General features: G+C 67.8%; 23 protein-coding genes. 18 read left to right on the top strand and 5 right to left on the bottom strand.

The genetic code is table 11. The features are described from left to right. Positions 1 to 41: 41 nt before the first annotated feature. From I4484_RS14930 to leuA, 4 genes are all read left to right on the top strand, one after another. Positions 42 to 1085, top strand: a complete 1044-nt coding sequence (locus I4484_RS14930; protein WP_197448031.1) for a M4 family metallopeptidase — start codon at positions 42 to 44, stop codon at positions 1083 to 1085. After that, positions 1082 to 1423: a protealysin inhibitor emfourin gene (locus tag I4484_RS14925; protein WP_197448030.1), complete on the top strand. Its 342-nt coding sequence runs from the start codon at positions 1082 to 1084 to the stop codon at positions 1421 to 1423. Before I4484_RS14930 ends, I4484_RS14925 begins: the two co-directional genes overlap by 4 nt. Positions 1424 to 1568: 145 nt before the next feature. Further along, on the top strand, positions 1569 to 1700 hold the full coding sequence (locus tag I4484_RS20990) for a hypothetical protein (RefSeq protein WP_267956713.1): 132 nt from the start codon (positions 1569 to 1571) through the stop codon (positions 1698 to 1700). Positions 1701 to 1746: 46 nt separating this feature from the next. Beyond that, complete coding sequence (leuA, locus tag I4484_RS14920; RefSeq protein ID WP_197448029.1) at positions 1747 to 3453, top strand: 2-isopropylmalate synthase; 1707 nt, start codon at positions 1747 to 1749, stop codon at positions 3451 to 3453. Between the two features lie 55 nt (positions 3454 to 3508). Here the strand turns inward: leuA and epmB are convergent, their stop codons facing one another. After that, complete coding sequence (gene epmB / locus I4484_RS14915) at positions 3509 to 4555, bottom strand: EF-P beta-lysylation protein EpmB (protein ID WP_197448028.1); 1047 nt, start codon at positions 4553 to 4555, stop codon at positions 3509 to 3511. A gap of 102 nt (positions 4556 to 4657) precedes the next feature. On the opposite strand from epmB, the gene efp reads away from it, so the two are divergent. Both efp and epmA read left to right on the top strand, forming a co-directional pair. Continuing rightward, positions 4658 to 5224 (top strand): elongation factor P, encoded by a 567-nt coding sequence (efp, locus tag I4484_RS14910; RefSeq protein ID WP_197448027.1) that lies wholly within the window; start codon positions 4658 to 4660, stop codon positions 5222 to 5224. Between the two features lie 63 nt (positions 5225 to 5287). After that, complete coding sequence (gene epmA, locus I4484_RS14905) at positions 5288 to 6277, top strand: EF-P lysine aminoacylase EpmA (protein WP_197448026.1); 990 nt, start codon at positions 5288 to 5290, stop codon at positions 6275 to 6277. A 6-nt stretch (positions 6278 to 6283) separates the two neighbouring features. Here epmA and asd read toward each other — a convergent pair whose 3' ends face one another. The 3 genes from asd to rsgA are packed head-to-tail and all read right to left on the bottom strand — an operon-like array spanning position 6284 to position 9084. Further along, complete coding sequence (gene asd / locus I4484_RS14900) at positions 6284 to 7144, bottom strand: archaetidylserine decarboxylase (protein ID WP_197448025.1); 861 nt, start codon at positions 7142 to 7144, stop codon at positions 6284 to 6286. A 33-nt stretch (positions 7145 to 7177) separates the two neighbouring features. Next, complete coding sequence (locus I4484_RS14895) at positions 7178 to 8008, bottom strand: sulfurtransferase (protein ID WP_197448024.1); 831 nt, start codon at positions 8006 to 8008, stop codon at positions 7178 to 7180. Positions 8009 to 8049: 41 nt separating this feature from the next. Beyond that, positions 8050 to 9084 (bottom strand): small ribosomal subunit biogenesis GTPase RsgA, encoded by a 1035-nt coding sequence (rsgA, locus tag I4484_RS14890; RefSeq protein ID WP_197448023.1) that lies wholly within the window; start codon positions 9082 to 9084, stop codon positions 8050 to 8052. Between the two features lie 87 nt (positions 9085 to 9171). On the opposite strand from rsgA, the gene orn reads away from it, so the two are divergent. Next, on the top strand, positions 9172 to 9756 hold the full coding sequence (gene orn, locus I4484_RS14885) for an oligoribonuclease (RefSeq protein ID WP_197448022.1): 585 nt from the start codon (positions 9172 to 9174) through the stop codon (positions 9754 to 9756). A 159-nt stretch (positions 9757 to 9915) separates the two neighbouring features. On the opposite strand, the gene queG is transcribed toward orn, so the two are convergent. Then, entirely contained in the window at positions 9916 to 11016 is a 1101-nt protein-coding gene (gene queG / locus I4484_RS14880; protein WP_197448021.1) for a tRNA epoxyqueuosine(34) reductase QueG, read from the bottom strand. A 100-nt stretch (positions 11017 to 11116) separates the two neighbouring features. Between queG and I4484_RS14875 the strand changes: the two genes are divergently transcribed. From I4484_RS14875 to I4484_RS14825, 11 genes are all read left to right on the top strand, one after another. Further along, a complete protein-coding gene (locus I4484_RS14875) occupies positions 11117 to 12679 on the top strand; it encodes an NAD(P)H-hydrate dehydratase (RefSeq protein ID WP_197448020.1) in 1563 nt (520 codons plus the stop codon). Next, entirely contained in the window at positions 12660 to 13160 is a 501-nt protein-coding gene (gene tsaE, locus I4484_RS14870) for a tRNA (adenosine(37)-N6)-threonylcarbamoyltransferase complex ATPase subunit type 1 TsaE (RefSeq protein ID WP_197451064.1), read from the top strand. Before I4484_RS14875 ends, tsaE begins: the two co-directional genes overlap by 20 nt. After that, positions 13160 to 14635, top strand: a complete 1476-nt coding sequence (locus I4484_RS14865; protein WP_234283738.1) for an N-acetylmuramoyl-L-alanine amidase — start codon at positions 13160 to 13162, stop codon at positions 14633 to 14635. The genes tsaE and I4484_RS14865 overlap by 1 nt, the downstream gene beginning before the upstream one ends. Continuing rightward, on the top strand, positions 14632 to 16575 hold the full coding sequence (mutL, locus tag I4484_RS14860; protein ID WP_197448019.1) for a DNA mismatch repair endonuclease MutL: 1944 nt from the start codon (positions 14632 to 14634) through the stop codon (positions 16573 to 16575). Before I4484_RS14865 ends, mutL begins: the two co-directional genes overlap by 4 nt. 15 nt (positions 16576 to 16590) lie before the next feature. Next, the gene (gene miaA / locus I4484_RS14855; protein ID WP_197448018.1) at positions 16591 to 17529 is read left to right on the top strand and encodes a tRNA (adenosine(37)-N6)-dimethylallyltransferase MiaA; all 939 of its coding nucleotides are present in this window, start codon (positions 16591 to 16593) and stop codon (positions 17527 to 17529) included. A 90-nt stretch (positions 17530 to 17619) separates the two neighbouring features. Further along, on the top strand, positions 17620 to 17871 hold the full coding sequence (gene hfq, locus I4484_RS14850; protein ID WP_103968388.1) for an RNA chaperone Hfq: 252 nt from the start codon (positions 17620 to 17622) through the stop codon (positions 17869 to 17871). An 8-nt stretch (positions 17872 to 17879) separates the two neighbouring features. Continuing rightward, positions 17880 to 19196: a ribosome rescue GTPase HflX gene (hflX, locus tag I4484_RS14845; RefSeq protein WP_197448017.1), complete on the top strand. Its 1317-nt coding sequence runs from the start codon at positions 17880 to 17882 to the stop codon at positions 19194 to 19196. 148 nt (positions 19197 to 19344) lie between these two features. Next, the gene (gene hflK, locus I4484_RS14840) at positions 19345 to 20568 is read left to right on the top strand and encodes an FtsH protease activity modulator HflK (protein WP_197448016.1); all 1224 of its coding nucleotides are present in this window, start codon (positions 19345 to 19347) and stop codon (positions 20566 to 20568) included. Further along, positions 20569 to 21453, top strand: a complete 885-nt coding sequence (gene hflC, locus I4484_RS14835) for a protease modulator HflC (RefSeq protein WP_197448015.1) — start codon at positions 20569 to 20571, stop codon at positions 21451 to 21453. It begins immediately after the preceding gene. Positions 21454 to 21626: 173 nt separating this feature from the next. After that, positions 21627 to 22832 carry an ATP phosphoribosyltransferase regulatory subunit gene (locus I4484_RS14830; RefSeq protein WP_197448014.1) on the top strand — a complete coding sequence of 402 codons (1206 nt, stop codon included), beginning with the start codon at positions 21627 to 21629 and terminating at the stop codon, positions 22830 to 22832. Between the two features lie 100 nt (positions 22833 to 22932). Then, on the top strand, positions 22933 to 24228 hold the full coding sequence (locus tag I4484_RS14825) for an adenylosuccinate synthase (RefSeq protein WP_197448013.1): 1296 nt from the start codon (positions 22933 to 22935) through the stop codon (positions 24226 to 24228).

The following is a 24228-nucleotide window of genomic DNA, read 5'->3' as shown; positions in this document are numbered from 1 at the left end:
CAGGCTCGATGGGCGAGCCGGATGTGGAGGAGAGGAAAAGGATGACCGACTTGTCACCCGCCGGTGCCAGGCACTTTCTGCCGCCCTACGTGCTCGAGCGCATCGCCAGCGCCGGTTCGGCCCACCTCAGCGAGAGCGCTCGACAGACCCTGCTGGCTGACCGTCAGTTCCGCGCCCGTGCGGGTGGCGTGCCACTGCCACAGGGCAGCCCCCGGCGCGGTGAGTCGGCCCGCTACGTGCATGACGCCGAGCAGCATCAGATCCTGCCCGGCAGGCTGGTGAGGCGCGAAGGGGAGGGCGACAGCGGCGACCCGGCCGTCGACGAGGCCTATCACGGGCTGGGGGCGACCTACCGGCTGTTCTGGGAGGCCTTCGAGCGACACTCCATCGACGATGACGGCATGGCGCTGCTGGCCACGGTGCATTACGGGAAGGACTACGAGAACGCCTTCTGGGACGGACGCCAGATGGTGTTCGGTGATGGCGACGGCGAGCTGTTCAATCGCTTCACCGTGGCGCTGGACATCGTCGCCCATGAGCTGACCCATGGCGTCATCCAGCACGAGGCGGCGCTGGCCTACGCGGGCCAATCCGGTGCGCTCAACGAGTCGCTGTGCGACGTGTTCGGCAGCCTGGCCAAGCAGCGCGAACTGGGGCAGAGCGTCGACGAGGCGGACTGGCTGATCGGCAAGGGGCTGTTCACCGAGCGGGTCGCCGGTCGGGCGCTGCGCTCCATGGCGAACCCGGGGAGCGCCTACGACGACCCGCTGCTGGGGCGCGACCCTCAGCCTGGCCACATGGACGCTTTCGTGGTCACCGAGGCGGACAATGGCGGGGTGCACATCAATTCGGGCATTCCCAACCGGGCCTTCCACCTTGCGGCCATGGCGCTGGGTGGCCATGCCTGGGAGCGGGCCGGTCGAATCTGGTACGACACGCTCGTCGACCGGCGACTGGAGCAGGATAGCGACTTCGCCGCCTTCGCCATGCTGACGCTGGACAACGCCGAGCGCCGCTATGGCGCGGCGAGTACGGAGGCCGGGGCGGTGCGCGAAGGTTGGCGAGGCGTGGGGGTATTGACGTGAGCCGGCCGCCTCGCCTGACGTCGGGCAGTGTGGTCCGGCTGCGCCGCGAAGGGGGCGTGGCTCACTTTCCCGGCCTGTCGCAGCCACGCTGCATCGACTGCGCCCGCTACAGTGAGGCGCAGCGCGACGAGCTGTGGCGATTGCTGTGCGGCGCGGAAGCCGGGGCCGGGCAGGTGGCATCGCCCGGCGCCGACCGGCGCCGCTTCTCCCTGAGCGTGGAGGATGCCGATGGCGCTTCGCTGTGGGCCCTGACAGTGGCCGAGGAAGCGTTGCCCCGGGAGCTCGTGGTATGGTGGCAGCGGGCCGATACCGAAGCGGAAAGGGGAGGCGGGCCTTGACAAGCGTCGGCCATGCTGATTTTCTAGAGGGCATGAACACGACATTTTGCTACCTCAGCCTGAACCTACGACTACTAGCCGGCCTTTGAGTGTCGGGCGATGCGTTGCGCATCGCGTTTTTGTCCAGGTCAGTCGAGGTACCGAAATGTCAACCACCCGAATTGTTTCACGCTACGTACGTCGTTTCGCCGTGACCGCCATCGGTCGCGAGAATCGTCTCGTCCATTGCCACGACGCCCCGGTATGCGCCACGCAGCCGGGGCGTCGTCGTTTCTGAACGCCGCCTGTCCGAACCAGAGCCGCCAGCCAGGGAGACCGCCGCCATGATGCTCGACAACCCCGCCGCCAAGTACCGCCCCTTCGTCGCCGTCGACCTGCCCGACCGCCAGTGGCCGAATCGCCGCATCGAGTCGCCGCCGCAGTGGTGTAGCGTCGACCTGCGCGACGGCAACCAGGCGCTGATCGACCCCATGGACCAGGAGCGCAAGCAGCGCTTCTTCGACCTGCTGGTGAAGATCGGCTTCAAGGAGATCGAGGTCGGCTTTCCCTCGGCGTCGCAGACCGACTTCGACTTCGTGCGCGCGCTGATCGAGCAGAACAAGGTGCCGGACGATGTCACCATCCAGGTGCTGACCCAGGCGCGCCCGCACCTGATCGAGCGCACCTTCGAGTCGCTGAAGGGGGCCAAGAACGCCATCGTGCACGTCTACAACGCCACCGACCCGGTGTTCCGCCGCGTGGTGTTCAACGTCAGCAAGGAGGAGTGCATCGGCATCGCCGTGGACGCCACCGCCCAGATTCGCGAGCTGATGGAGGCGGCGCCGGAAACCAACTGGACCTTCCAGTACTCGCCGGAACTCTTCACCACCACCGAGATGGACTTCGCCAAGGAGGTGGTCGAGGCGGTGATGGAGGCCTACGGCGCCAGCGCCGGGAAGAAGATGATCGTCAACCTGCCGGCCACGGTGGAGGCGGCCACGCCCAACAACTACGCCGACCAGGTCGAGTGGTTCTGTCGCCACGTGAAGAACCGCGACCACCTGATCGTCAGCGTGCATCCCCACAACGACCGCGGCACCGGCGTGGCGGCAGCCGAGCTCACCGTGATGGCGGGCGCCGACCGCGTCGAGGGCACCCTGTTCGGTAACGGCGAGCGTACCGGCAACGTCGACATCGTGACGCTGGCCATGAACCTCTACACCCAGGGCGTGCATCCGGGGCTCGACTTCTCCAACATCACACCGATCATGCGCGAGGTGGAGTACTGCAACCAGCTGCCGGTACACCCGCGCCATCCCTACGTCGGCGATCTGGTCTTCACCGCCTTCTCCGGCTCCCACCAGGATGCGATCAAGAAGGGCATGGCCGAGCGTCGCGCCAATCCGGATGCCATGTGGGAGGTACCCTACCTGCCCATCGACCCGATGGATGTCGGCCGCAGCTACGAGGCGGTGATTCGCGTCAACAGCCAGTCGGGCAAGGGCGGGGTCTCCTACCTGCTCGAACAGGAGCATGGCATCGAGCTGCCGCGCCGGCTCTCGATCGAGTTCAGCCAGGTGGTGCAGGAGGTGGCCGACCGTACCGGCAAGGAGATCACCTCGCAGATGATCTACCAGGCCTTCGCCGACGAGTACCTGGCGCGTACCTCACCCTATGCCATGGTCAATCATCGCCTCTCCTCCGAGCCCGACAGCCCCAGGGTCAAGCTCGAGGCGACCATCGAGGAGCGCGGCGAGCGGCGCGCCATCGACGGCGAGGGTAACGGCCCGCTGGCAGCCTTCATCAAGGCCCTGGCGGCGGCCGGCCATGACGTGGAGATCATCGACTACCACGAACACTCCCGCGGCCAGGGCGCCGACGCCGAGGCGATTGCCTACGTGGAGGTGCGCATCGACGGCAAGGCGGTGTTCGGCGTGGGAACCGACGAGAGCATCACCAGCGCCTCGATGAAGGCAGTGATGAGCGCCATCAACCGGCATGTCTCCAACGAGCCGGCGGCGGCCAATGTGACGGCGGCGACGCTGGCGTAATTGGCGTTGCGCCAGCCCGCTAGGCTGGCTTGCCCTGCCGTCGACGGTCTGGGTCCTACAGTGGCGTCTTGCTCGCTTCGCCGGGGATTTCCCTGACCAGGCGGGGGAGCAAGAAGCCCGGCAGCTCCTCCCTGAGGCCCGCGACCAGCTCGCGGGCCTCTTCGTCGGGCACGTCGAAGTGAGCCGCACCCGCCACCGGGTCGAGCACATGCAGGTAGTAGGGCAGCACGCCGGCATCGAACAGCCGCTCGGAGAGCTGGGCCAACGCCGCCACCGAATCGTTGACGCCGCGCAGCAGCACGCTCTGGTTGAGCAGCGTCACGCCGGCTTGCTTGAGCCGTGCGCAGGCCGCGACCACAGCGTCGTCGATCTCCTGGGCGTGGTTGATATGCAGCACCATCACCTTCTGCAGCCGCGTGGCGCCGAGCCAGCCGAGCATTGCGTCGTCGACCCGGTCGGGAATGACCACCGGCAGGCGGGTGTGGAGGCGCAGGCGCTTGAGGTGAGGGATCGCCTCGAGGCGTTCGACGAGCCAGGCGAGCTGGCGGTCGCTGGCGGCCAGCGGGTCGCCCCCGGAGAGGATCGCCTCGTGGATCGAGGCATCCTGCCTCAGCGTGTCGAGGGAGCGCTCCCACTGAGCCCGCGAGGGGCTGTTGTCGCCATAGGGGAAGTGGCGACGGAAGCAGTAACGGCAGTTTACCGCGCAGGCGGGGCTCGCAATCAGCAGCACGCGGCCGGCGTACTTGTGGATCATCCCCGGTCCCGGGGTGTGCTCGGCCTCTTCCAGCGGGTCGGTCACGTAGCCAGGTACGTTCTCACCCTCGGCGATCAGCGGCAGCACCTGGCGCAGCAGCGGATCATGCGGATCGCCATAGCGCATGCGAGCCAGGAAGGCCTCGGGCACCCGCACCTCGAACAGGGCATGGCCCGCCTCGGCGCCGGGCAGCCACGAATCCTCCAGGCCAAGGCGCCGGCACAGCTCACGCGGGTCGCGGACCGCCCGCGACAGCTGGGTCTGCCAGGCGCTCGGCAGCGACAAGGGCTTCACGTCAGCGTTAAGCGATTCCGGTCTCTGCAAAAGGGCGGAGCTTCGGGTTATCATGCGGCACACCAGTCACAAAGGGGCGAGGGCTCGACTCCTCGTCGATTCGGTTTCTTGCGCGCCGCAGCCTGCTGCGGCGCGCCCGATCATTCGAGAGGCAACATGGCTAGCTATTCTACCAACGAATTCAAGGGCGGTCTGAAGGTGATGCTGGACGGCGACCCCTGTGCGATCGTCGAGAACGAATTCGTCAAGCCGGGCAAGGGCCAGGCGTTCAACCGCGTGAAGCTGCGCAACCTGATCACCGGCCGCGTGTGGGAGCGTACCTTCAAGTCGGGCGAATCCCTGGAAGGCGCCGACGTGGTAGACCTCGAGATGGAGTATCTCTATACCGACGGCGACATGTGGCACTTCATGAAGACCGACGGCTCCTTCGAGCAGTACGCGGTGGAGAAGAAGGCGCTGGGCGACACCCTCAAGTGGCTCAAGGAGCAGGTGGTCTACACCGTGACCCTGTGGAACGACAACGCCATCAGCGTAACGCCGCCCAACTTCATCGAGCTGGAAGTGGTCGAGACCGACCCGGGCCTCAAGGGCGATACCGCCCAGGGCGGTTCCAAGCCGGCCACGCTCTCTTCCGGCGCCGTGGTGCGGGTGCCGCTGTTCATCAACCAGGGCGAAGTACTGAAAGTCGATACGCGCTCCGGCGAATATGTGTCACGCGCCTGACCGGGTGCCTGGCTGTTTCAACGCCGAGTCCTGTTGGGCTCGGCGTTTTCGATGGTGACGACCATGCAAGAGATCGACTGGCGGCCCACGGCGAGTATCGAGACGCTGCGTGAGCGGGCAAGGCTACTGGCCGCGGTGCGTGCATTCTTCGCCGAGCGCGGCGTGCTGGAAGTGGAGACCCCGATACTGGGTCACGGCGGCAGCACCGACGTGCACCTGGCCTCGCTGTCCCTCGAGGCGACCACGCCGGCGGGGCGCGAGCGGCTGTGGCTGCAGACGTCGCCGGAGTTCCACATGAAGCGCCTGCTGGCCGCCGGCAGCGGGCCGATCTTCCAGCTGGCAAGAAGCTTTCGCGACGGCGAGGTGGGCAGCCGCCACAACATCGAATTCACCATGCTGGAGTGGTATCGCCCGGGCTTCTCCCTCGATGAGCTGATCGAGGAGACCGTGGCGCTGATACATCAGGTGCTCGGTCGAGAACTGGGGAATGAGGCGGGCCCGCTGCGCCGCCGGCGCTACCGCGAGCTGTTCCGCGAGGGGCTGGGGCTCGACCCCTTCAGCGTCGATCTCGATGAACTGCGGCGACTGGCCGGCGAGCGTGGCAGCCTCGACATGCGCGATGCCGGGCGCGACGGTTGCCTCGACCTGCTGATGAGCCTGGCCATCGAGCCTACGCTTGGGCACGAGGGGGTCGACGTGGTGGTGGACTACCCGGCCAGCCAGGCGGCCCTGGCGCGGCGCCATCGCGACCCGGAGGACGGCGAGTGGGTCGCCTCGCGTTTCGAGGTCTATCTCGCCGGGCTGGAGCTCGCCAACGGCTACGACGAGCTCACCGATGCCGACGAGCAGCGTGCACGCTTCGCCGAGGACAATGCCGCCCGGCGACGGCTGGGCCTGCCCGAGGTAGAGGTCGACCGGCGCCTGCTCGCCGCGCTGGAACACGGCATGCCCGCGAGCAGCGGCGTGGCATTGGGTATCGACCGGCTGATCCAGCTCGCCCTGGGCAGGGCGAGCGTGGCGGAGGTCATGGCCTTTGCCACACCACGCTGCTGAAGGTGCCTAGACGAAGTCGGGTGTATGTGACTGCGGCAAGCCACCCAACGACTGCCCCATGCTGACCTTGGTCTTGGGCGCCAGGCCAGTATCGAAATTGACCCTGCCGGCGAAGGCCATCACTACGGTAGAGCCGAGCTTGAAGCGGCCCATCTCCTCACCGCGCTCCAGGCGAATCGGCTTGTCGAAGCGCACGCGCTGCACCTGGCCGGAGAGCGGCGTGATCTGGCCGGCCCACACGGTCTCGATGGCCGCGACGATCATCGCCCCGACCAGCACCACCGCCATGGGACCGTATTCGGTATCGAAGTGGCACACCAGGCGCTCGTTGCGGGCAAACAGGTTGGGTACGTGGTCTGTGGTGGCCGAGTTGACCGAGAACAGCCGGCCCGGCACGTAGACCATCTCGGTCAGGGTGCCGGCCAACGGCATGTGCACGCGATGGTAATCCCTCGGCGAGAGATAGACGTTGGCGTAGCTGCCACCGCTGTATCGTCTGGCGGCCACGGCATCGCCGCCGAGCAGGTCGACCACGGAGAAGCGATGGCCCTTGGCCTGCAGCAGACGGTCGGCTTCGATGGGACCGAACTGGGAGATGTTGCCGTCGGCAGGAGAGAGCAGGCCCTCGCCCAGGGGGCGGGCATCGGGCTTCAGCTCCCGGGTGAAGAAGTCATTGAAGGTGGCGTAGGCGGTGGGGTCGGGCTCGGCGGCCTCGCCCATGTCGACCTCGAAGGCCTTGATGAAGGCGCGGATCAGCGCATTCTTCAGCCAGGCGATGCGGGTTTCGGCAAGATAGCCCACCAGCCGCGAGAGCAGGTGGTGGGGAATCGGATACTGGATCAGGGCAAAGAACTTGGCGAGAGACAAGGTTAGGGTTCCGTAGCGTCTTGGTTGGTTTGTCTACTTTTCGATCGGCGTATCGTCGCGGTTGCCCCACTCCTGCCACGAGCCGGCGTAGCCGCGAATGTTCTCGAAGCCCAGCGCCTTGCCCACCAGCCAGGTGAAGCCGCTGCGATGGTGGCTCTGGCAGTGAGTGACCACTTCCATGTCCGGCGTCAGCCCCAGCGCCTCGAGCTCGGTGACGAGCTCGGCGTAGTCGCGAATGCGCAGCGCTCGCTCCTTGTCCATGGCCTCGGTCCACTCCATGTTGACCGCACCGGGGATGTGGCCGAGCTGTTTGTTCTCGCCTTTCTCGCCGCGGTACTCGGCTGGCGAACGGGCATCCCAGATGGCAAAGCCCTTCTCGCCCAGGCGCTCCTGCAGCTCCAGTCGGTCGATGGCGACCTCCGGGTGCAGGATCTCGGCCTCGTAGTCGCTCGGCGTGGCGGCGGTCGGCTCACGGGACACGGGCTGGCCGGCCTGGCGCCAGGCGTGAATGCCGCCGTTGAGGTAGGAGTAGCGGGTGTGACCAATCAGCTCCAGCGTCCATAGCAGGCGCCCGGCCCAGCCGCCGCCCTCGTCGTCATAGGCCACCACGTGGGTGTCGCGGGTGAGGCCGAGCGACGAGAACAGCTGCGACAGCGCCTCGACGCTCGGCACCTCGTTGGCTACCTCGCCTTCGCCACGCAACAGGTGGCGGAAGTCGAGGAATATGGCGCCGGGAACGTGCCCCTCCTGGTAGCTTTCGGCCTTGAGCGGCACGTCGACGACCAGCAGCTGGGGATCGTCCAGGTGCGCGGCGAGCTGCTCGGGCTCGACGATCAGCGGCAGCAGGTTCTCTTCGGAACTCATGGCGCTCTCCTTATTCCTCGAAGTGGCGATGACAAGACGAATCAGGTCTCGTTGAGACTATCGACGATATGGCGGAAGCTGGCAAAACGCTCGGGGTGGATCTCGCCGCGCTCCACCGCCTCGAGCAGGGCGCAGCCCGGCTCCTGGCGGTGGCGGCAGTCGCGGAAGCGGCAGCGGCCGAGGAGGTCGCGAAACTCGATGAACCCCTCGGCGACCTGCTGTTCGTCCAGGTGCATCAGGCCGAATTCCCGAATGCCTGGCGAGTCGATCAATTCGGCGGCGTCGGCGCTGGGCAAGCGGTAGAGGCGGGCCGTGGTGGTGGTGTGGGTGCCCTTGCGCGAATCCTTCGACAGCGCGCCGATGCGCAGCGACTCGTCGGGCAGCAGGCGATCGATCAGTGACGACTTGCCCACGCCGCTCTGGCCGACGAACACCGAGGTACGCCCGGCCAGGCGAGCGAGCAAGTCGTCGAGCCCCGCTTCGCGGGCCGTGGTGGTGGCCACCACCGGGTAGCCGAGCGCCTCGTAGCGTGCCAGCAGCGCTCGCAGCTCGCCGCCGCTTTCGGGCAGCAGGTCGATCTTGTTGAGCACCAGTACCGGGGCGATGCCGGTGGCCTCGGCGGCCACCAGGTAGCGGTCGATCAGGTTGGGGTGTGGCGCCGGCTCGACGGCAAAGACGATCAGGATCTGGTCGATGTTGGCCGCCACCGGCTTGAGCTGGCCACGGGCGTCGGGGCGTTCCAGCACGTTGTCGCGCTCGCTGCGGGCCACCACCACGCCCTCGACCACGTTGCCCTCGGCATCCTGGGCGGCGCGCCAGGTGATCCGGTCGCCGGTGACCAGCCCCTCGAGATTGGCGCGCAGGTGGCAGCGAACGCTGGCCGCGCTGTCGTCGCCCTGGACGTCCAGCGTGCGGCCATAATGGGCGATGACCCGTCCCGGTCGTTCGGGGCCGTATTCGCCCGCGGCGAGCTTGTGCGAATCCTTGGCGTCGCGCTGCTCGGCGCGCCGAGACCGCTCGGCCTGTATCTTCTCGATTCGCCAGCGTTGCTGGCGGCTCAGCTTGCGTTTGCTCATGGGCGCCCGAAGATCGTTACAATGCTGGCATTGTACCCAGCGTGGCTCGGCCTGTCCTGCCGCGCCCTTCAACCTGGAGCCTGACCCATGCCCAACACTCCTGCGCCGCGTGAAGATCTGCTGGTGTGGATCGACCTCGAGATGACCGGGCTCGAGCCCGAGCGCGAGCGCATCATCGAAGTGGCCACCCTGATCACCGACAACGATCTCAACCTCATCGCCGAAGGGCCGGTGATCGCCGTGCACCAGCCCGACAGCCTGCTCGCCGCCATGGACGAGTGGAACCAGAAGACTCACGGCGAGTCGGGCCTGGTCGAGCGGGTCAAGCAGAGCCGTATCGACACCGCCGAGGCCGAGCGGCAGACCCTCGAGTTCCTGAAGCGCTACGTGGCGCCCGGCACCTCGCCCATGTGCGGCAACAGCGTGCATCAGGACCGGCGTTTCCTCGAACGCGAGATGCGCGAGCTGCTGGCCTTCTTCCACTACCGCAACCTGGACGTCTCGACCCTGAAGGAGCTGGCCAAGCGCTGGAACCCGGGCGCACTGGCCGGCTTCAACAAGCGCAACACGCACCAGGCGCTTGACGACATTCGCGAGTCGCTGGCCGAGCTGGCGCACTATCGCAATACCTTCTTGCGGCTGGCCGGTAGCGAGCGCGACGAAGAGGAGTGAGCAACAAACCTGGCTCAGCCCTTGGAGGCATGAGTGGAGCTGTCATGCGAACGATTTGGCCGTGACGACAATACGAGCGAAATGAGGAGTAGTAGGCATACCTGGCTTGTGACACTTCGAGGTGAGCTGTCCCCGGAAAAGCCGCGGTTCAGCCACCATTCAGACGCGGGCGATGACTCTGCTACGCTTTTCCCGCTGCCGCTCGAGCGCCCAGCGCACGTGCTCGCGCACCAGGTCGGAGGGGTAGGCGAGGCGGGCACGCAGGGCGGCCTCCACGGCTTCGCTCCAGGGGGCGTTGCCCAGCCCCACTGCCAGGTTGCGCAGCCAGCGCTCGTAGCCGATGCGACGGATCGGGCTGCCGGCGGTCTTGTCGAGGAACTCCTCCTCGCCCCAGGCGAACAGCGACACCAGGCTGGCCCGATCCAGGTCGTGGCGCGGGGCGAAGTCGTCCTCCGCCGTGGCGCGGGTGAAGCGGGTGAAGGGGCAGACCAGCTGGCAGTCGTCGCAGCCGAACACGCGGTTGCCCATGGCCTCGCGATAGCGCTCGGGGATGCTGCCGAACAGCTCGATGGTGAGGTAGGAGATGCAGGCGCGGGAGTCGACCACCTTGTCCTCGACGATGGCCCCGGTGGGGCAGGCCGTGCGGCAGGCGCTGCAGCTGCCGCAGTGCTCGCTGTCGAAGGGGGAATCGAGGGGCAGCGGCAGGTCGACATAGAGCTCGCCGAGGAAGAACAGCGAGCCCGCCCGAGGGTTGAGCAGCATGGCGTTCTTGCCCACCCAGCCGAGCCCGGCCTTGCGCGCCAGGGCGCGCTCCATCACCGGCGCCGAATCGACGAAGGCACGATAGCCGAACGGGCCGATGCGTTCCTCGATCCACTGGGCCAGGGTGGCCAGGCGCTTGCGCATCAGCTTGTGGTAGTCGCGGCCCACCGCATAACGTGAGACATAGGCCGTCTGCGGCTGGCCCAGTACCTTGGCGCTCTCGACCTCCGCGGGCAGGTAGTCCAGGCGCACGCTGATCACGCGCAGGGTGCCGGGTACCAGCTCCTCGGGGCGCGTGCGCTTGCTGCCGTGCTTGGCCATGAAGCCCATCTCGCCGTGGTAGCCGGCATCGAGCCAGCGCTGCAGATGGCGCTCGTCCTCGGCCAGGTCGACATCGGCGATGCCCACCTGCTGGAAGCCGAGCTCGCGGCCCCAAGTCTTGATCGTCGTAGCCAGTTCGGCCAGCGCGTTGTCGTCCAGGGTCGCGGGGAGAGGCATGATCGAGAAAAAACCGGGCAAAAACACAGCGGGGGGATTGGCTTGTGCGCCGCAGCGCATACACTCCCATGATAAAGCAATGCCGGCTGGGAGACACGGGATGTCTGGCAATCGTTCCGACCACGAGCAGCTGACGCTGCGTCCACTGTACCGCGCCGACCAGGTCCGCGAACTCGATCGGCGCACCATCGCTGCGGGAATCGAGGGCTTCGCCCTGATGCAGCGGGCGGCCACGGCGGCCTGGCAGAGCCTCAGGGCGAGCTGGCCCGGGGTGAAGCGCATCAGCGTGCTGTGCGGCGGCGGCAACAACGGCGGCGATGGCCACGTGCTGGCTGCGCTGGCGGCGGTGGCCGGCGTCGAGGTGCAGCGCATTGCGCTGAAGCCGCCGAAGACGCTCGATGGCGATGCTGCGCGCGCCGCCGAAATGGCAACCGCCGCCGGCGTGGGGCTCGAGCCATGGCGCAAGGGGATCGCGTTCTCCGGCGAGGTGATCGTCGACGCCCTGCTCGGTACCGGCCTCACCGGTGAGGTGCGCGGCGAATTCCGCGAGGCCATCGAGGCGATCAACGCCAGCGGGCTGCCGGTGCTGGCCATCGACATTCCCTCCGGGCTCGCCGCCGATACCGGGGCCGAGCTCGGCGTGGCGGTGCGTGCGACACGTACGGTGACCTTCATCGGCGACAAGGTCGGCCTGCATACCGGGCGCGCGCCCGCACGTACCGGCGAGGTCCACTTTCGTGCCCTGGGCGTCGAGGCACGCCGCCATGCCGATCTGGTGCCGACTGCAGAGCTGCTGGACAAGGCCTTGCTCGAGGTGTGGCTGCCGCCCCGCTCACGGGATGCCCACAAGGGGGCCATGGGCCATGTGCTGGTGCTGGGCGGTGCGCCGGGCTTCGGTGGGGCGGCGCTGCTCGCCAGCGAGGCAGCGGCGCGACTGGGCGCCGGCAAGATCAGCCTGGCCACGGCGCCCGAGCACGTCACCGCCTGCCTGACCTACCGCCCCGAGGTGATGGTGCACGGCCTGCGCGGCGCCGCCGAGCTCGGCGAGCTGACGGAGAAGGCCGATGTGCTGGCGGTTGGTCCGGGGTTGGGGCAGGGTGCCTGGGGCCAGGGCATGCTGCAGGCGGCACTGGCTGCCTCGACGCCGCTGGTGGTGGACGCCGACGGCCTCAACCTCCTGGCCTCGCATTTCCCTGGGCAGCGCCGGGACGACTGGATCCTGACGCCTCACCCGGGTGAGGCGGCTCGCCTGCTGGGCTGCAGCGCGGCGGAAGTGGAGGCCGACCGGCCCGCGGCGGCGCGTGAGCTGCAGCGACGCTATGGCGGCGTGGTCGTGCTCAAGGGCGCCGGCAGCCTGGTGGCGGGGCCGGATGGCATGGCGGTATGCCCCTACGGCAACCCGGGCATGGCCTCGGGGGGCATGGGCGACGTTCTCACCGGGATTCTCGGCGCGCTGCTGGCCCAGGGGCTGGCAGGGCCAGTGGCGGCAAGGCTCGGTGTCATGGTGCATGCCATGGCCGCCGATATGGCCGTACGCGACGCGGGGGAGCGTGGTCTGCTGGCCGCCGATCTGGCATCCTATGCGCGAATCATCGTCAACCCCGGGTTCGTGCCGGGGTTCCATTCGCTGGCGGGGGGCCATGATGCGCATAAGACTCGATGACGAGGAGCGTCAGGTCGTCTTCGGGCAGTGCCTGGGCACGGCCCTGAAGGGGCGCGGTCGTGTCTATCTCGAGGGCGAGCTGGGGGCGGGCAAGACCACGCTCACGCGCGGCATCCTGCGCGCTCATGGTCATGCCGGCGCGGTCAAGAGCCCGACCTATACGTTGCTCGAGCCCTACGAGCTGAAGGGCGGGCGGGTCTACCACTTCGACCTCTACCGCTTGGGCGACCCGGAGGAACTGGAGTTCATCGGCGGCCGCGACCTGTTCGCCGACGATGCGCTGTGCATCGTCGAGTGGCCGAGCCGGGGCGAAGGCTGGCTGCCCATGCCCGACCTGCACGTGGCTCTGAGCCTTTGCGATAGCGGGCGTGAGGCACGGCTCGAGGCGTATACCGAGCATGGCCGGTCGGCGCTCGAGGCGCTGGCGAGAGAGGCCGCTCTTGCCGACACGATCAGCAACGGAGAGCGTGAAACGCCGTGATGAGTACGCGATACCTGCCCATCGGTCATGTCGGTCACGCGGCCCGCTGCTGCCTGCTGCTGGTCCTGGCGCTGCTGGCTGCCCCGGCCGTGCCGGTCCAGGCGGCTCAGGTCGACAATATTCGCCTGTGGGCGGCACCGGATCATGCACGCCTGGTGTTCGACCTTTCGGGCCATGCCGAGGCCAACGTCTTCACCCTGGACAACCCGCGGCGCCTGGTGATCGACCTCGACCAGAGCGGGCTCGACACCGACCTGGCGAGCCTGGAGCTGGAGGGCAGCGCCATCACCGCGGTGCGCAGCGGAGTGCGCGACGGTGGCGGCCTGCGCGTGGTGCTGGAACTCTCCCGCGAGGTGGAGCCGCGCCACTTCACCCTGCCGCCCAACGATCAGTACGGCCATCGCCTGGTGGTCGACATGGAATATCCGGGCGAGAGCGCGGTCCAGAACCCCATCGACCCCATCGAGGCGATGATCCGCGAGCAGGAGATCGCTGCCAACCGACACCGCAACGAGGCCGACGGCGAGACCCCGCGCATCGACCCGGAGGTGGTGGCGCAGCAGCCGGCGGCGCCGCATCCGCGTCGCGACATCATCATCGCCATCGATGCCGGGCACGGCGGCGAGGACCCGGGCGCCATCGGTCCCAGCGGCGTCCGCGAAAAGGACGTGGTGATGGAGATCGCCCGGCGCCTGCAGCGCCTGGTCGACGACACCGAAGGCTTCCGCGCGGTGATGATCCGCGATGGGGACTACTACGTCGGGCTGCGCCAGCGGACCCGCATCGCCCGTGAGCAGAAGGCCGATTTCTTCGTCTCGATCCATGCCGATGCCTTCAACAGCCCGCGCCCCAACGGCAGCTCCGTCTATGCGCTGTCCCAGCGCGGCGCCACCTCGGAAACCGCCCAGTGGCTGGCGGCGAGCGAGAACCAGGCCGATCTGATCGGCGGCGTGGACGGCAACCTTTCGCTCAACGACAAGGACGAGGTGCTGCGCGGCGTACTGCTGGACCTGACCATGACCGCCACCCTCAACGATTCGCTGGCCATCGGTGGGCAGGTGCTCGATCAGCTGGGGCGCGTCAATCGTCTGCACAAGTCGCGGGTCGAGCAGGCCGGCTTCATGGTGCTGAAGTCGCCCGACATTCCCTCGCTGCTGATTGAGACGGGGTTCATCTCCAACCCCGACGAGGAGCGCCGCCTGCGCGATTCGGGCCATCAGCAGCGAATGTCGGAGTCGATCTTCGAGGGTATCCGGGCCCACTTCCGCAGCAACCCGCCGCCCGCGAGCCTGCTGGCCTGGGAGCGCGACAATCAGCGCACGCCCTCCGGCAACGAGTACCGCATCCAGCCGGGCGATACGCTGTCGCAGATCGCCGCGCGGCACGGCGTGCCGGTGGCGCAGCTCAAGCAGGCCAACGAACTCAATGGCGACGTGATCCGCGTCGGACAGGTATTACGGATTCCGCGCTCATGACGGTAGTCGACGACACCCGGCGCATCCGCGTCCTCGACCCCAGGCTGGCCAACCAGATCGCCGCCGGCGAAGTGGTGGAACGCCCGGCGTCGGTGGTCAAGGAGCTGGTCGAGAACGCCATCGATGCCGGCAGCCGGCGTATCGAGGTGGAGCTCGAGGCCGGCGGCGCCCGGCTGATCCGCGTGCGCGACGACGGCAGCGGCATTGCCGAGGAGGACCTGCCGCTGGCGCTGTCGCGCCATGCCACCAGCAAGATCGCCTCGCTGGAGGATCTCGAAGGCGTGGCCAGCCTCGGCTTCCGCGGCGAGGCGCTGGCCTCGATCAGCTCGGTCTCGCGCCTCGAGCTCGTCGCCAACGTCGACGACGACCCGCGCAGTGGCTGGCGCGTGGTGGCTGAGGGGCGCCAGATGGAGCCCCGCGTCTCCCCCGCACCGCATCCGCGGGGCACCTCGGTCACGGTACGCGACCTGTTCTTCAACACGCCGGCGCGACGCAAGTTCCTGCGCACCGAGAAGACCGAGTACGGCCACGTGGAGGAGGCCTTCCGCCGCCTGGCGCTGTCGCGCTACGACATCGGCTGGGTGCTGCGCCACAACCAGAAGACCGTGCACCAGCTGCCGGCGGGCGACGATGCCGCCCGTCGCGAGCGACGCATCGCCGCGCTGCTGGGCAAGGGCTTCCTCGACAACGCCCTGCACCTCGATCTCGCCGCCGGCGGCCTGCGCCTGTGGGGCTGGGTCGGCCTGCCGACCCATTCCCGCGCCCAGGCCGACCAGCAGTACTTCTTCGTCAATGGGCGCGTGGTGCGCGACCGCCTGGTGGCGCACGCCATTCGCCAGGCCTACCGCGACGTGCTGTTTCACGGCCGCCATCCCGTCTTCGTGCTCTACCTGGAGGTCGACCCCGCGGTGGTGGACGTCAACGTCCATCCCACCAAGCACGAGGTTCGCTTCCGTGACGGCCGGCTGGTGCACGACTTCCTCTTCTCCAGCCTGCACCGAGCGCTGGCCGAGGCGCGTCCGGCCGCGCATGGCGGTGTTGCCGAGGGTGCCGCAGACGAGGCGTCCCCCATCGTGAGTCAGGGCGGCGAAGCCGCGGTGCAGGAGCCGGCCGGGCGCTGGCAGCAACAGGCCATCGGGTTGCATCACGCCAGCGAGCCGGCAGAACGGGTCACGGCCGATCGCGTACGCGCCTTCATGAGCGGCTATCGCGCGCTGCATCCCGAGCATGAGGAGCATCTGCTGACACCGCAGCCGGCCGGCACCGAATCGGTCGGCGCCGAGGCATCGTCTTCGTCGCCGGTGCTTTCGGCCACGGCGGCATCGTCCCTGCCGGCGGCGGCGGAGGGCAGCGGCATACCGCCGCTGGGTTTCGCCATTGCCCAGCTGCATGGCATCTACATTCTCTCGCAGACAGCACAGGGCATGATCATCGTCGACATGCACGCCGCCCATGAGCGCATCGTCTACGAGCGCATGAAGGAGCAGGTGCACGGCGGGGCGCTCGAGGCGCAGCCGCTGCTGGTGCCAGTGTCGATGGCCGCCAGCCACGCCGAAGTGGCGACCGCCGAAGCCGAACGCGACGCCTTCAGCCGCCTGGGCGTCGAGCTCGACGTGGCGGGGCCGGAGACCCTGCTGGTACGCCAGGTGCCGGCGCTGCTCGCCGATGCCGACGTCGAGCCGCTGATCCGCGACATGTTGGGCGACCTCGAGCGCTATGGCCGCTCCGACCGCCTCGCCGCGCGTATCAACGAACTGCTGGCCACCATGGCCTGTCACGGCAGCGTGCGTGCCAACCGGCGCCTGACCGTCGCCGAGATGAACGCCTTGCTGCGCGACATGGAGCGCACCGAGCGCAGCGGCCAGTGCAACCATGGCCGCCCCACCTGGACCGAGATGTCGCTCAAGCAGCTCGACCGCCTGTTCCTGCGCGGGCAGTAAGGAAGCCTTCACGCCATGTCCGAACGACGCCCGCTCGCCATCCTGCTGATGGGGCCGACCGCCGCCGGCAAGACCGATCTCGCGATCGAACTGCACGAGCGGCTCGACTGCGAGCTGATCAGCATGGACTCGGCGATGGTCTATCGCGGCATGGACATCGGCAGCGCCAAGCCGTCGCCGCAAGAGCTGGCGCGCGCACCGCACCGGCTGATCGATATCCGCGATCCGGCCGAGCCCTACTCGGCGGCGGATTTTCGCGAGGATGCCCGCCGCGAGATGCGACGTATCAGCGCGGCCGGGCGCACCCCGCTGCTGGTCGGCGGCACCATGATGTATGCCAAGCGCCTGCTCGAGGGCGTGGCCAGCCTGCCGGCGGCAGACCCGGCGATCCGCGCCGAGCTGGCGCGAGAGGTCGAACGCCACGGCCTGGCCGGGCTGCATGCCGAGCTCGCCAAGGTCGACCCCGAGGCCGCCCGGCGCATCCACCCCAACGATCCGCAGCGCCTGATGCGGGCGCTGGAGGTCTATCGGGCCAGCGGCACGACGCTGACCGAGCTGTGGCGTCGGCAACGTCCTGAAACCTTCCCCTGGGAAGTGCTGTCGATAGGTTTTACGCCCTTCGATCGCCGTGTGCTGCACGAGCGCATCGCCGCTCGCTTCGAGATCATGCTGAAGGCCGGCCTGATCGCCGAAGTCGAGGCGCTGAAGGCGCGTGACGATCTGCATCTCGGCCTGCCGTCGATGAAAAGCGTGGGCTACCGCCAGGTCTGGGAATACCTCGACGGCAAGGGCGATCTCGAACAGCTGCGCCAGCGCACCGTGGTGGCGACCCGGCAGCTGGCCAAGCGTCAATTGACCTGGCTGCGCAGCTGGACAGCGCTACACTGGGTCGATAGCCAGAGCCGGGATGCGCTGGACGCCGTCCTGAATTTCGTGCGTGAATCGGGCTCTTAGCGTAAGATGTTGGCTTCGAGTGGCCGGGTGACCAGCCGAGAATGAACACAACCTTCCACCCCTCATGAGAACGTATTAGGGAGAGGTAACATGTCCAAAGGGCAGTCCCTTCAAGACCCGTACCTGAACATCCTGCGCAAGGAGCGCATTCCGGTTTCGATTTTCCTGGTCAACGGCATCAAGCTGCAGGGACAGATCGAGTCGTTCGATCAGTTCGTGATCCTGTTGCGCAACACCGTCAGTCAGATGGTCTACAAGCACGCCATCTCCACCGTGGTGCCTTCGCGCAACGTGCGGCTACCGCCGCAGGACCCTGCGGCCCAGCCGGACAGCAATGCGTGAGGTATTGATTGTTTTTTGAACGACCCGATGCCGGCGAAACGGCAGTACTGGTCCATGTCGACTTCCAGGACGAGCGGGAACGCGAGGATCCGGGCGAGTTCATGGAACTGGTCCGTTCCGCCGGTGCCGAGCCGGCCATGCTGCTCAGCGGCAGCCGGCATCGGCCCGATTCGCGCACCTTCATCGGTAGCGGCAAGGTGGAGGAGCTCCGCGAGGCGCTGGCGGTGCATGGTGCCGAACTCGTCATCTTCAACCATGGCTTGAGCCCATCCCAGGAGCGCAACCTGGAGCGGGAGCTCAAGTGCCGGGTGCTGGATCGCACGGGGCTGATACTCGACATCTTCGCCCAGCGGGCGCGGACTCACGAAGGCAAGCTGCAGGTCGAGCTGGCCCAGTTGGAGTACATGTCCACGCGCCTGGTACGTGGCTGGACCCACCTGGAACGCCAGAAGGGCGGCATCGGTCTGCGCGGCCCGGGTGAGACCCAGCTCGAGACCGACCGCCGCCTGCTGCGGGCGCGCATCAAGGCCATTCACAAGCGCCTCGACAAGGTGCGCAGCCAGCGCAGCCAGAACCGCCGTGCGCGGGCCCGGGCGGAGATCCCCAGTGTCTCGCTGGTCGGCTACACCAACGCCGGCAAGTCGACGCTGTTCAATGCGTTGACCGAGGCGAAGGTCTATGCGGCCGACCAGTTGTTCGCTACGCTCGACCCGACCCTGCGCCGGCTGGAGGTCGGCGACGTTGGGCCGGTGGTGCTGGCGGATACCGTGGGTTTCATTCGCCATCTCCCGCACAAGCTGGTGGAGGCCTTCCAGGCCACCCTCCAGGAAGCGGCCGAGGCCTCGTTGCTGGTGCACGTGATCGATGCCGCCGACCCGGACCGCGAGCTCAACGTGGCCCAGGTCGAAGGCGTGCTCGACGAGATCGGTGCGCACGACGTGCCGATGCTCAAGGTAATGAACAAGATCGACCTGCTCGACAGTGCACCGCGCATCGAGCGCGACGGGCAGGGGCGGCCCGAAGTGGTCTGGCTGTCGGCGCGTGACGGGCTCGGGCTCGAGCTGCTCGGCCAGGCCCTTTCCGAGTGCCTGGCGGAGGACGTCATCGACTTCAGCATGCACCTGGCGCCCCAGCAGGGCCGGCTGAGGGCGGGCCTGCACGAGCTTGGCGCCGTGCGAGAAGAACACTACGAAGAGGGCGGGAAGGTGCGGCTCGAGGTGCGCCTGCCGCGCCGCGACTTCCTGCAGCTGATGGCCCGGTTGGGAGAGCGGGCGGAGGATTACCTGCCGTCCGAACTGCACCAGCGGCCGGTATGGGATGCATGACGACTGCGGTTGTCTTGGCCGGCTGGACTGACTTCCCCTGGTAACCATGGCCTCGGACGCCTTCGGATGACCCTACAGGATAGCAACCGATCTCCCCATGCGGCCGATCGAGACGCCGGCGGGGGGTAACGCAGAGTGGAGACGACGTATGGCTTGGAATGAGCCGGGTGGCGGCAATCAGCATGACCCCTGGAGCGGCGGGGGCCGGCGCGGCGGTGGCAATGGCGGCGGCGGAAACCGGGGGGGGAACCAGGGGCCACCCGACCTTGACGAGGCCCTGAAGAAGTTCCAGGACAAGCTCAACAACATGCTCGGCGGCCGTGGCGGCAAGGGCGGTGGCCGTGGCGGCAAGGGCGGAGGCGGGCGTCCGCGCAACACCTTTGCCCTGCCCGGGCTGTTGCTCATCATCGCCCTGGGCATCTGGGGGGCGATGGGCTTCTACCTGGTCGACCAGGCCGAACGCGGCGTGGTGCTGCGCTTCGGCGAGTACCAGACCGTGGTGGGGCCCGGCCTGCACTGGAACCCGCCGCTGATCGACGACGTGCGCATGGTCAACGTCACCCGCGTGCGCTCGCTGACCCAGACCCAGTCGATGCTGACCCGCGACGAAAACATCGTCGAGGTCGAGATATCGGCCCAGTATCAGGTCAACGATCCGCGTGACTTCGTGCTCAACGTGCGCAATCCGCAGCTGTCCATCGAGAACGCGCTGGACTCCGCGTTGCGCCACGTGGTCGGCGGCACCGACATGATCGAGATCCTGACCTCCGGGCGCGAAATCCTCGGCAGCTCCGTGGCGAGCCGCCTGCAGACCTATCTCGACAGCTACGGCACCGGCATTCGCCTGCAGACCATCAACATCGAGTCGACCTCGGCGCCGGCACCGGTCATCGACGCCTTCGACGACGTGATCCGGGCGCGCGAGGATCGCCAGCGGACCATCAACGAAGGCATGGCCTACGCCAACGCCATCATCCCGGCCGCCCAGGGCCAGGCCCAGCGTCTGGTCGAGCAGGGCCAGGGTTACCGCGAATCGGTGGTGGCCGAGGCGCAGGGTCAGGTCAACCGCTTCAACGCGCTGCTGGCCCAGTACCGCAATGCGCCGGAGATCATGCGCGAACGTCTCTACCTCGATGCCATGGCCGACGTCTTCGCGCGTACGCCGAAGGTGCTGGTCGACGTGCGCGAGGATGCGCCGCTGATGTACCTGCCGCTCGACCAGCGCCCCGGCGGGGCCGGCGGCGAAGGCAGCGGCGAGGCGGATCGCGGCGAAGACGGCGAACTCGACCCGCGTGTGCTCGAGCGCCTGCGCAGCGCCTCGTCGTCGCAGGGGGGTAGCAATACCGGTGGTATCCGCAGGGAGGGCCGCTAAATGGTCAACAACCGTTCCTTGATCATCGTCGGTGGCCTCGCTGCCGTGGCCTGGCTTGCCAGCAACAGTCTCTACGTGGTCGACGAGACCGAGCGCGCCGTCAAGCTGCGCTTCGGCGAGGTCATCGAGGAGAACATTCAGCCCGGGCTGCACTTCAAGGTGCCGATCACCCAGACGGTTCGCAAGTTCGATACCCGGGTGCTGACGCTGGACACCGACACCAGCCGCTACCTGACGCTCGAGCAGAAGGCGGTGATCGTCGACTCCTACGTCAAGTGGCAGGTGGTCAACCCCACGCGCTACTACGAGGCCACGGCCGGCGACGAGACCATGGCGATCCGCCTGATCCAGCCGCGGGTCGACGAGAGCCTGCGTAACGAGTTCGGCCGCCTCGACCTTCAGCAGATCATCGCCGAGCGTCGCGACGACCTGATGATCCGGCCGACCCAGGAGCTCGACTCACTGATGCGCGAGGAGCTCGGCGTGTCGATCCTCGACGTTCGCGTCAAGCGCATCGACCTGCCCGACGACGTCTCGACGGCGGTGTTCGACCGCATGCGCTCCGAGCGCGAGCGCGAGGCCCGCGAATGGCGTGCCCAGGGGCAGGAAGAGTCCGAACGCATCCGCGCCAATGCCGATCGTCGGCGCCAGGTGCTGCTGGCCCAGGCCACCGAGCGGGCCGAGACCCTGCGCGGCGAGGGCGATGCCGAAGCGGCCGCGATCTTCTCCGAGGCCTACGGCCAGAACCCCGAGTTCTTCACCTTCTGGCGCAGCCTCAACGCCTATCGCGCCAGCTTCGACGGCGAGCGGGACATGCTGGTGCTCGACCCGACCAGCGATTTCTTCCGCTACCTGCGTAGCCCCGAGGTCCAGAACGGGGAGTGAGCCACATGAGGTCGGCCGCAGGGGCGGCCGACCTCCTCGTGTTGGCGGGCGGGGTTCAACCGGCCGCTAAACGTGGTAGAATCGGTCAACCGGGCGTGGCCCGGTTTTTTTGTGGGCCTTTTTCGCCATCGCGTCCTTTTTTGCCCGCCCAATCGCCTTGCAGGATTGACGACATGACCATTGCTGACCGCTGGCTGCTGCCCGACGGCATGGATGAAGTGCTGCCGCCCCAGGCGAGCCGCATGGAGGAGCTGCGCCGGGCGCTGCTCGACCTCTATTACCGCTGGGGCTACGATCAGGTGATGCCGCCGCCGGTGGAATTCCTCGACTCCCTGCTGACCGGTACCGGCACCGATCTGGACCTGCAAACCTTCAAGCTGACCGATCAACTCACCGGGCGCCTGATGGGGGTGAGTGCGGACGTGACGCCCCAGGTGGCGCGCATGGACGCCCACTCGATGCATCACCAGGGGCCGGCCAGGCTGTGCTACTGCACCAATGTGCTGCGGGCCAAGGCCGACCAGCACCAGGGAGGGCGCAGTCCGGTGCAGGTCGGCGTCGAGCTGTTCGGCCATGCCGGCCTGGAGGCGGACCTGGAGATCCTGCGCCTGGCGCTGTTGAGCCTCAAGGCTGCCGGGGCCGGCGAGCTGCACTTGGCGTTGGGCCATATCGGCATCTATCGTAGCCTGGTACAGGCGGCCGAACTGGAACCCGACCAGGAGCGCGCCCTGTTCGAGGCCCTGGAGCTGAAGTCGCCGGGGGCGCTGGCCCAGCAGATCGAGGCAGGCGTGAGCGACCCCACGCTGGCGGAGATGTTCCGTGCCCTGGGCCGCCTGCATGGCGGACCCGAAGTGCTCGACAACGCGCGCGATGCCCTTGTCGGTGCCCCGGCGGCCGTGACTGGCGCCTTGGCGCAGCTCGAGGCGTTGTACCGGGGGGTGGCCGAGGAGCACCCCGAGGTCGAGTTCTATTTCGATCTGGCCGAACTGCGTGGCTACCAGTACCACACCGGGATGATGTTTGCGGCCTTCGTGCCGGGTTACGGCCAGGCGCTGGCCAAGGGCGGCCGCTATGACGATACCGGGCGCGCCTTCGGCCGGGCGCGCCCCGCCACCGGTTTCTCGATGGACCTGAAGCTGCTCGCCACGCTGGTGCAGAGCGAACCGGCCTGTGACGGCATCTGGGCACCTGCCGACGGGGAGGGTGTGGCAGAGGCCATCGCCTCGCTGCGCGATGCTGGGCACCGGGTGGTGCAGGCGCTGCCGGGGCAGACGACGTCGCCCGAAGCGCATCGCTGCAGCCTGCGGCTGGTGCAGGTTGAAGGTCGCTGGCAGACGCAGGCGCTCCAGGGCAGGGGCGAACCAGCCGAGCGAGGCTGAATTGGACGAGACCGGCAAGCGGGCCGGATGACGAGCACGGCCCGCAGGGCCGGATCATCGACGCGCACGTACGCGGCGCCGACACGAGAGACGAGACACAATGGGCAAGAACGTAGTCGTACTGGGTACCCAGTGGGGTGACGAAGGCAAGGGCAAGGTGGTCGACCTGCTGACCGAATCCGCCGCGGCGGTGGTACGCTTCCAGGGCGGGCACAACGCCGGGCATACGCTGGTCATCGACGGCGAGAAGACCGTGCTGCACCTGATCCCCTCCGGCATCCTGCGCCAGGGCAAGACCTGTGTCATCGGCAATGGCGTGGTGCTGTCGCCGGAGGCGCTGATCAAGGAGATCCGCGAACTCGAGACCAAGGGCGTGCCGGTCCGCGAGCGGCTGCGTCTCTCACCGGCCTGCCCGCTGATCCTGCCGTACCACGTGCGCCTCGATCTGGCCCGCGAGAAGGCTCGCGGGGTGGCCAAGATCGGCACCACCGGCCGCGGCATCGGTCCGGCCTACGAGGACAAGGTGGCGCGTCGCGGCCTGCGCCTGGGCGACATGCTGCACCGCGAGCGCTTCGCCTCCAAGCTCGGCGAGGTGCTCGACTACCACAACTTCGTGCTGGTCAACTATCACGGCGAGAAGGCGGTGGACTTCCAGCAGATCCTCGACGAGGCCATGGAAATGGCCGAGGAACTGCGTCCGATGGTGTGCGATACGGTGAGCCTGGTGCACGAGCTGCGCCGCGCCGGCGAGAACATTCTGTTCGAAGGCGCCCAGGGGTCGCTGCTCGACATCGATCACGGTACCTATCCGTTCGTCACCAGCTCCAACACCACCGCCGGCGGCACCGCCACCGGCTCCGGCGTCGGCCCACTCTACCTCGACTACGTGCTCGGTATCACCAAGGCCTATACCACCCGTGTCGGCTCCGGCCCGTTCCCCACCGAGCTGTTCGACGAGCATGGCCGCCACCTGGCCGAGCGCGGCCATGAGTTCGGCGCCACCACCGGGCGCCCGCGCCGCTGTGGCTGGTTCGATGCCGTGGCCCTGCGCCACGCGGTGCAGATCAACTCGGTCTCGGGGATCTGCCTGACCAAGCTCGACGTGCTCGACGGGCTCGAGAACATCCGCGTCTGCGTGGGCTATCGCAGCAAGGACGGCGACGTGCTCGACAATCCGGTCGACTCGGAGGGCTACGAGGCGGTCGAGCCGGTCTACGAGGACCTGCCGGGCTGGAGCGAGTCGACCCTGGGGGCCAAGCGCATCGAGGACCTGCCGGCCAATGCGCGCTCCTACATCAGCTTCCTCGAGGAGAAGGTGGGCACCTCGATCGACATCGTCTCGACCGGTCCGGATCGCAACGAGACCATCGTGCTGCGCAACCCGTTCGAGGGCTGA

Origin of the sequence: Halomonas sp. SS10-MC5, from assembly GCF_015992245.1 — a bacterium.
In the GTDB taxonomy this organism is placed as follows: domain Bacteria; phylum Pseudomonadota; class Gammaproteobacteria; order Pseudomonadales; family Halomonadaceae; genus Halomonas; species Halomonas sulfidoxydans.
The sequence above is the reverse complement of the archived record's forward strand: the minus strand, read 5'-3'. Positions and strand labels throughout refer to the sequence as shown.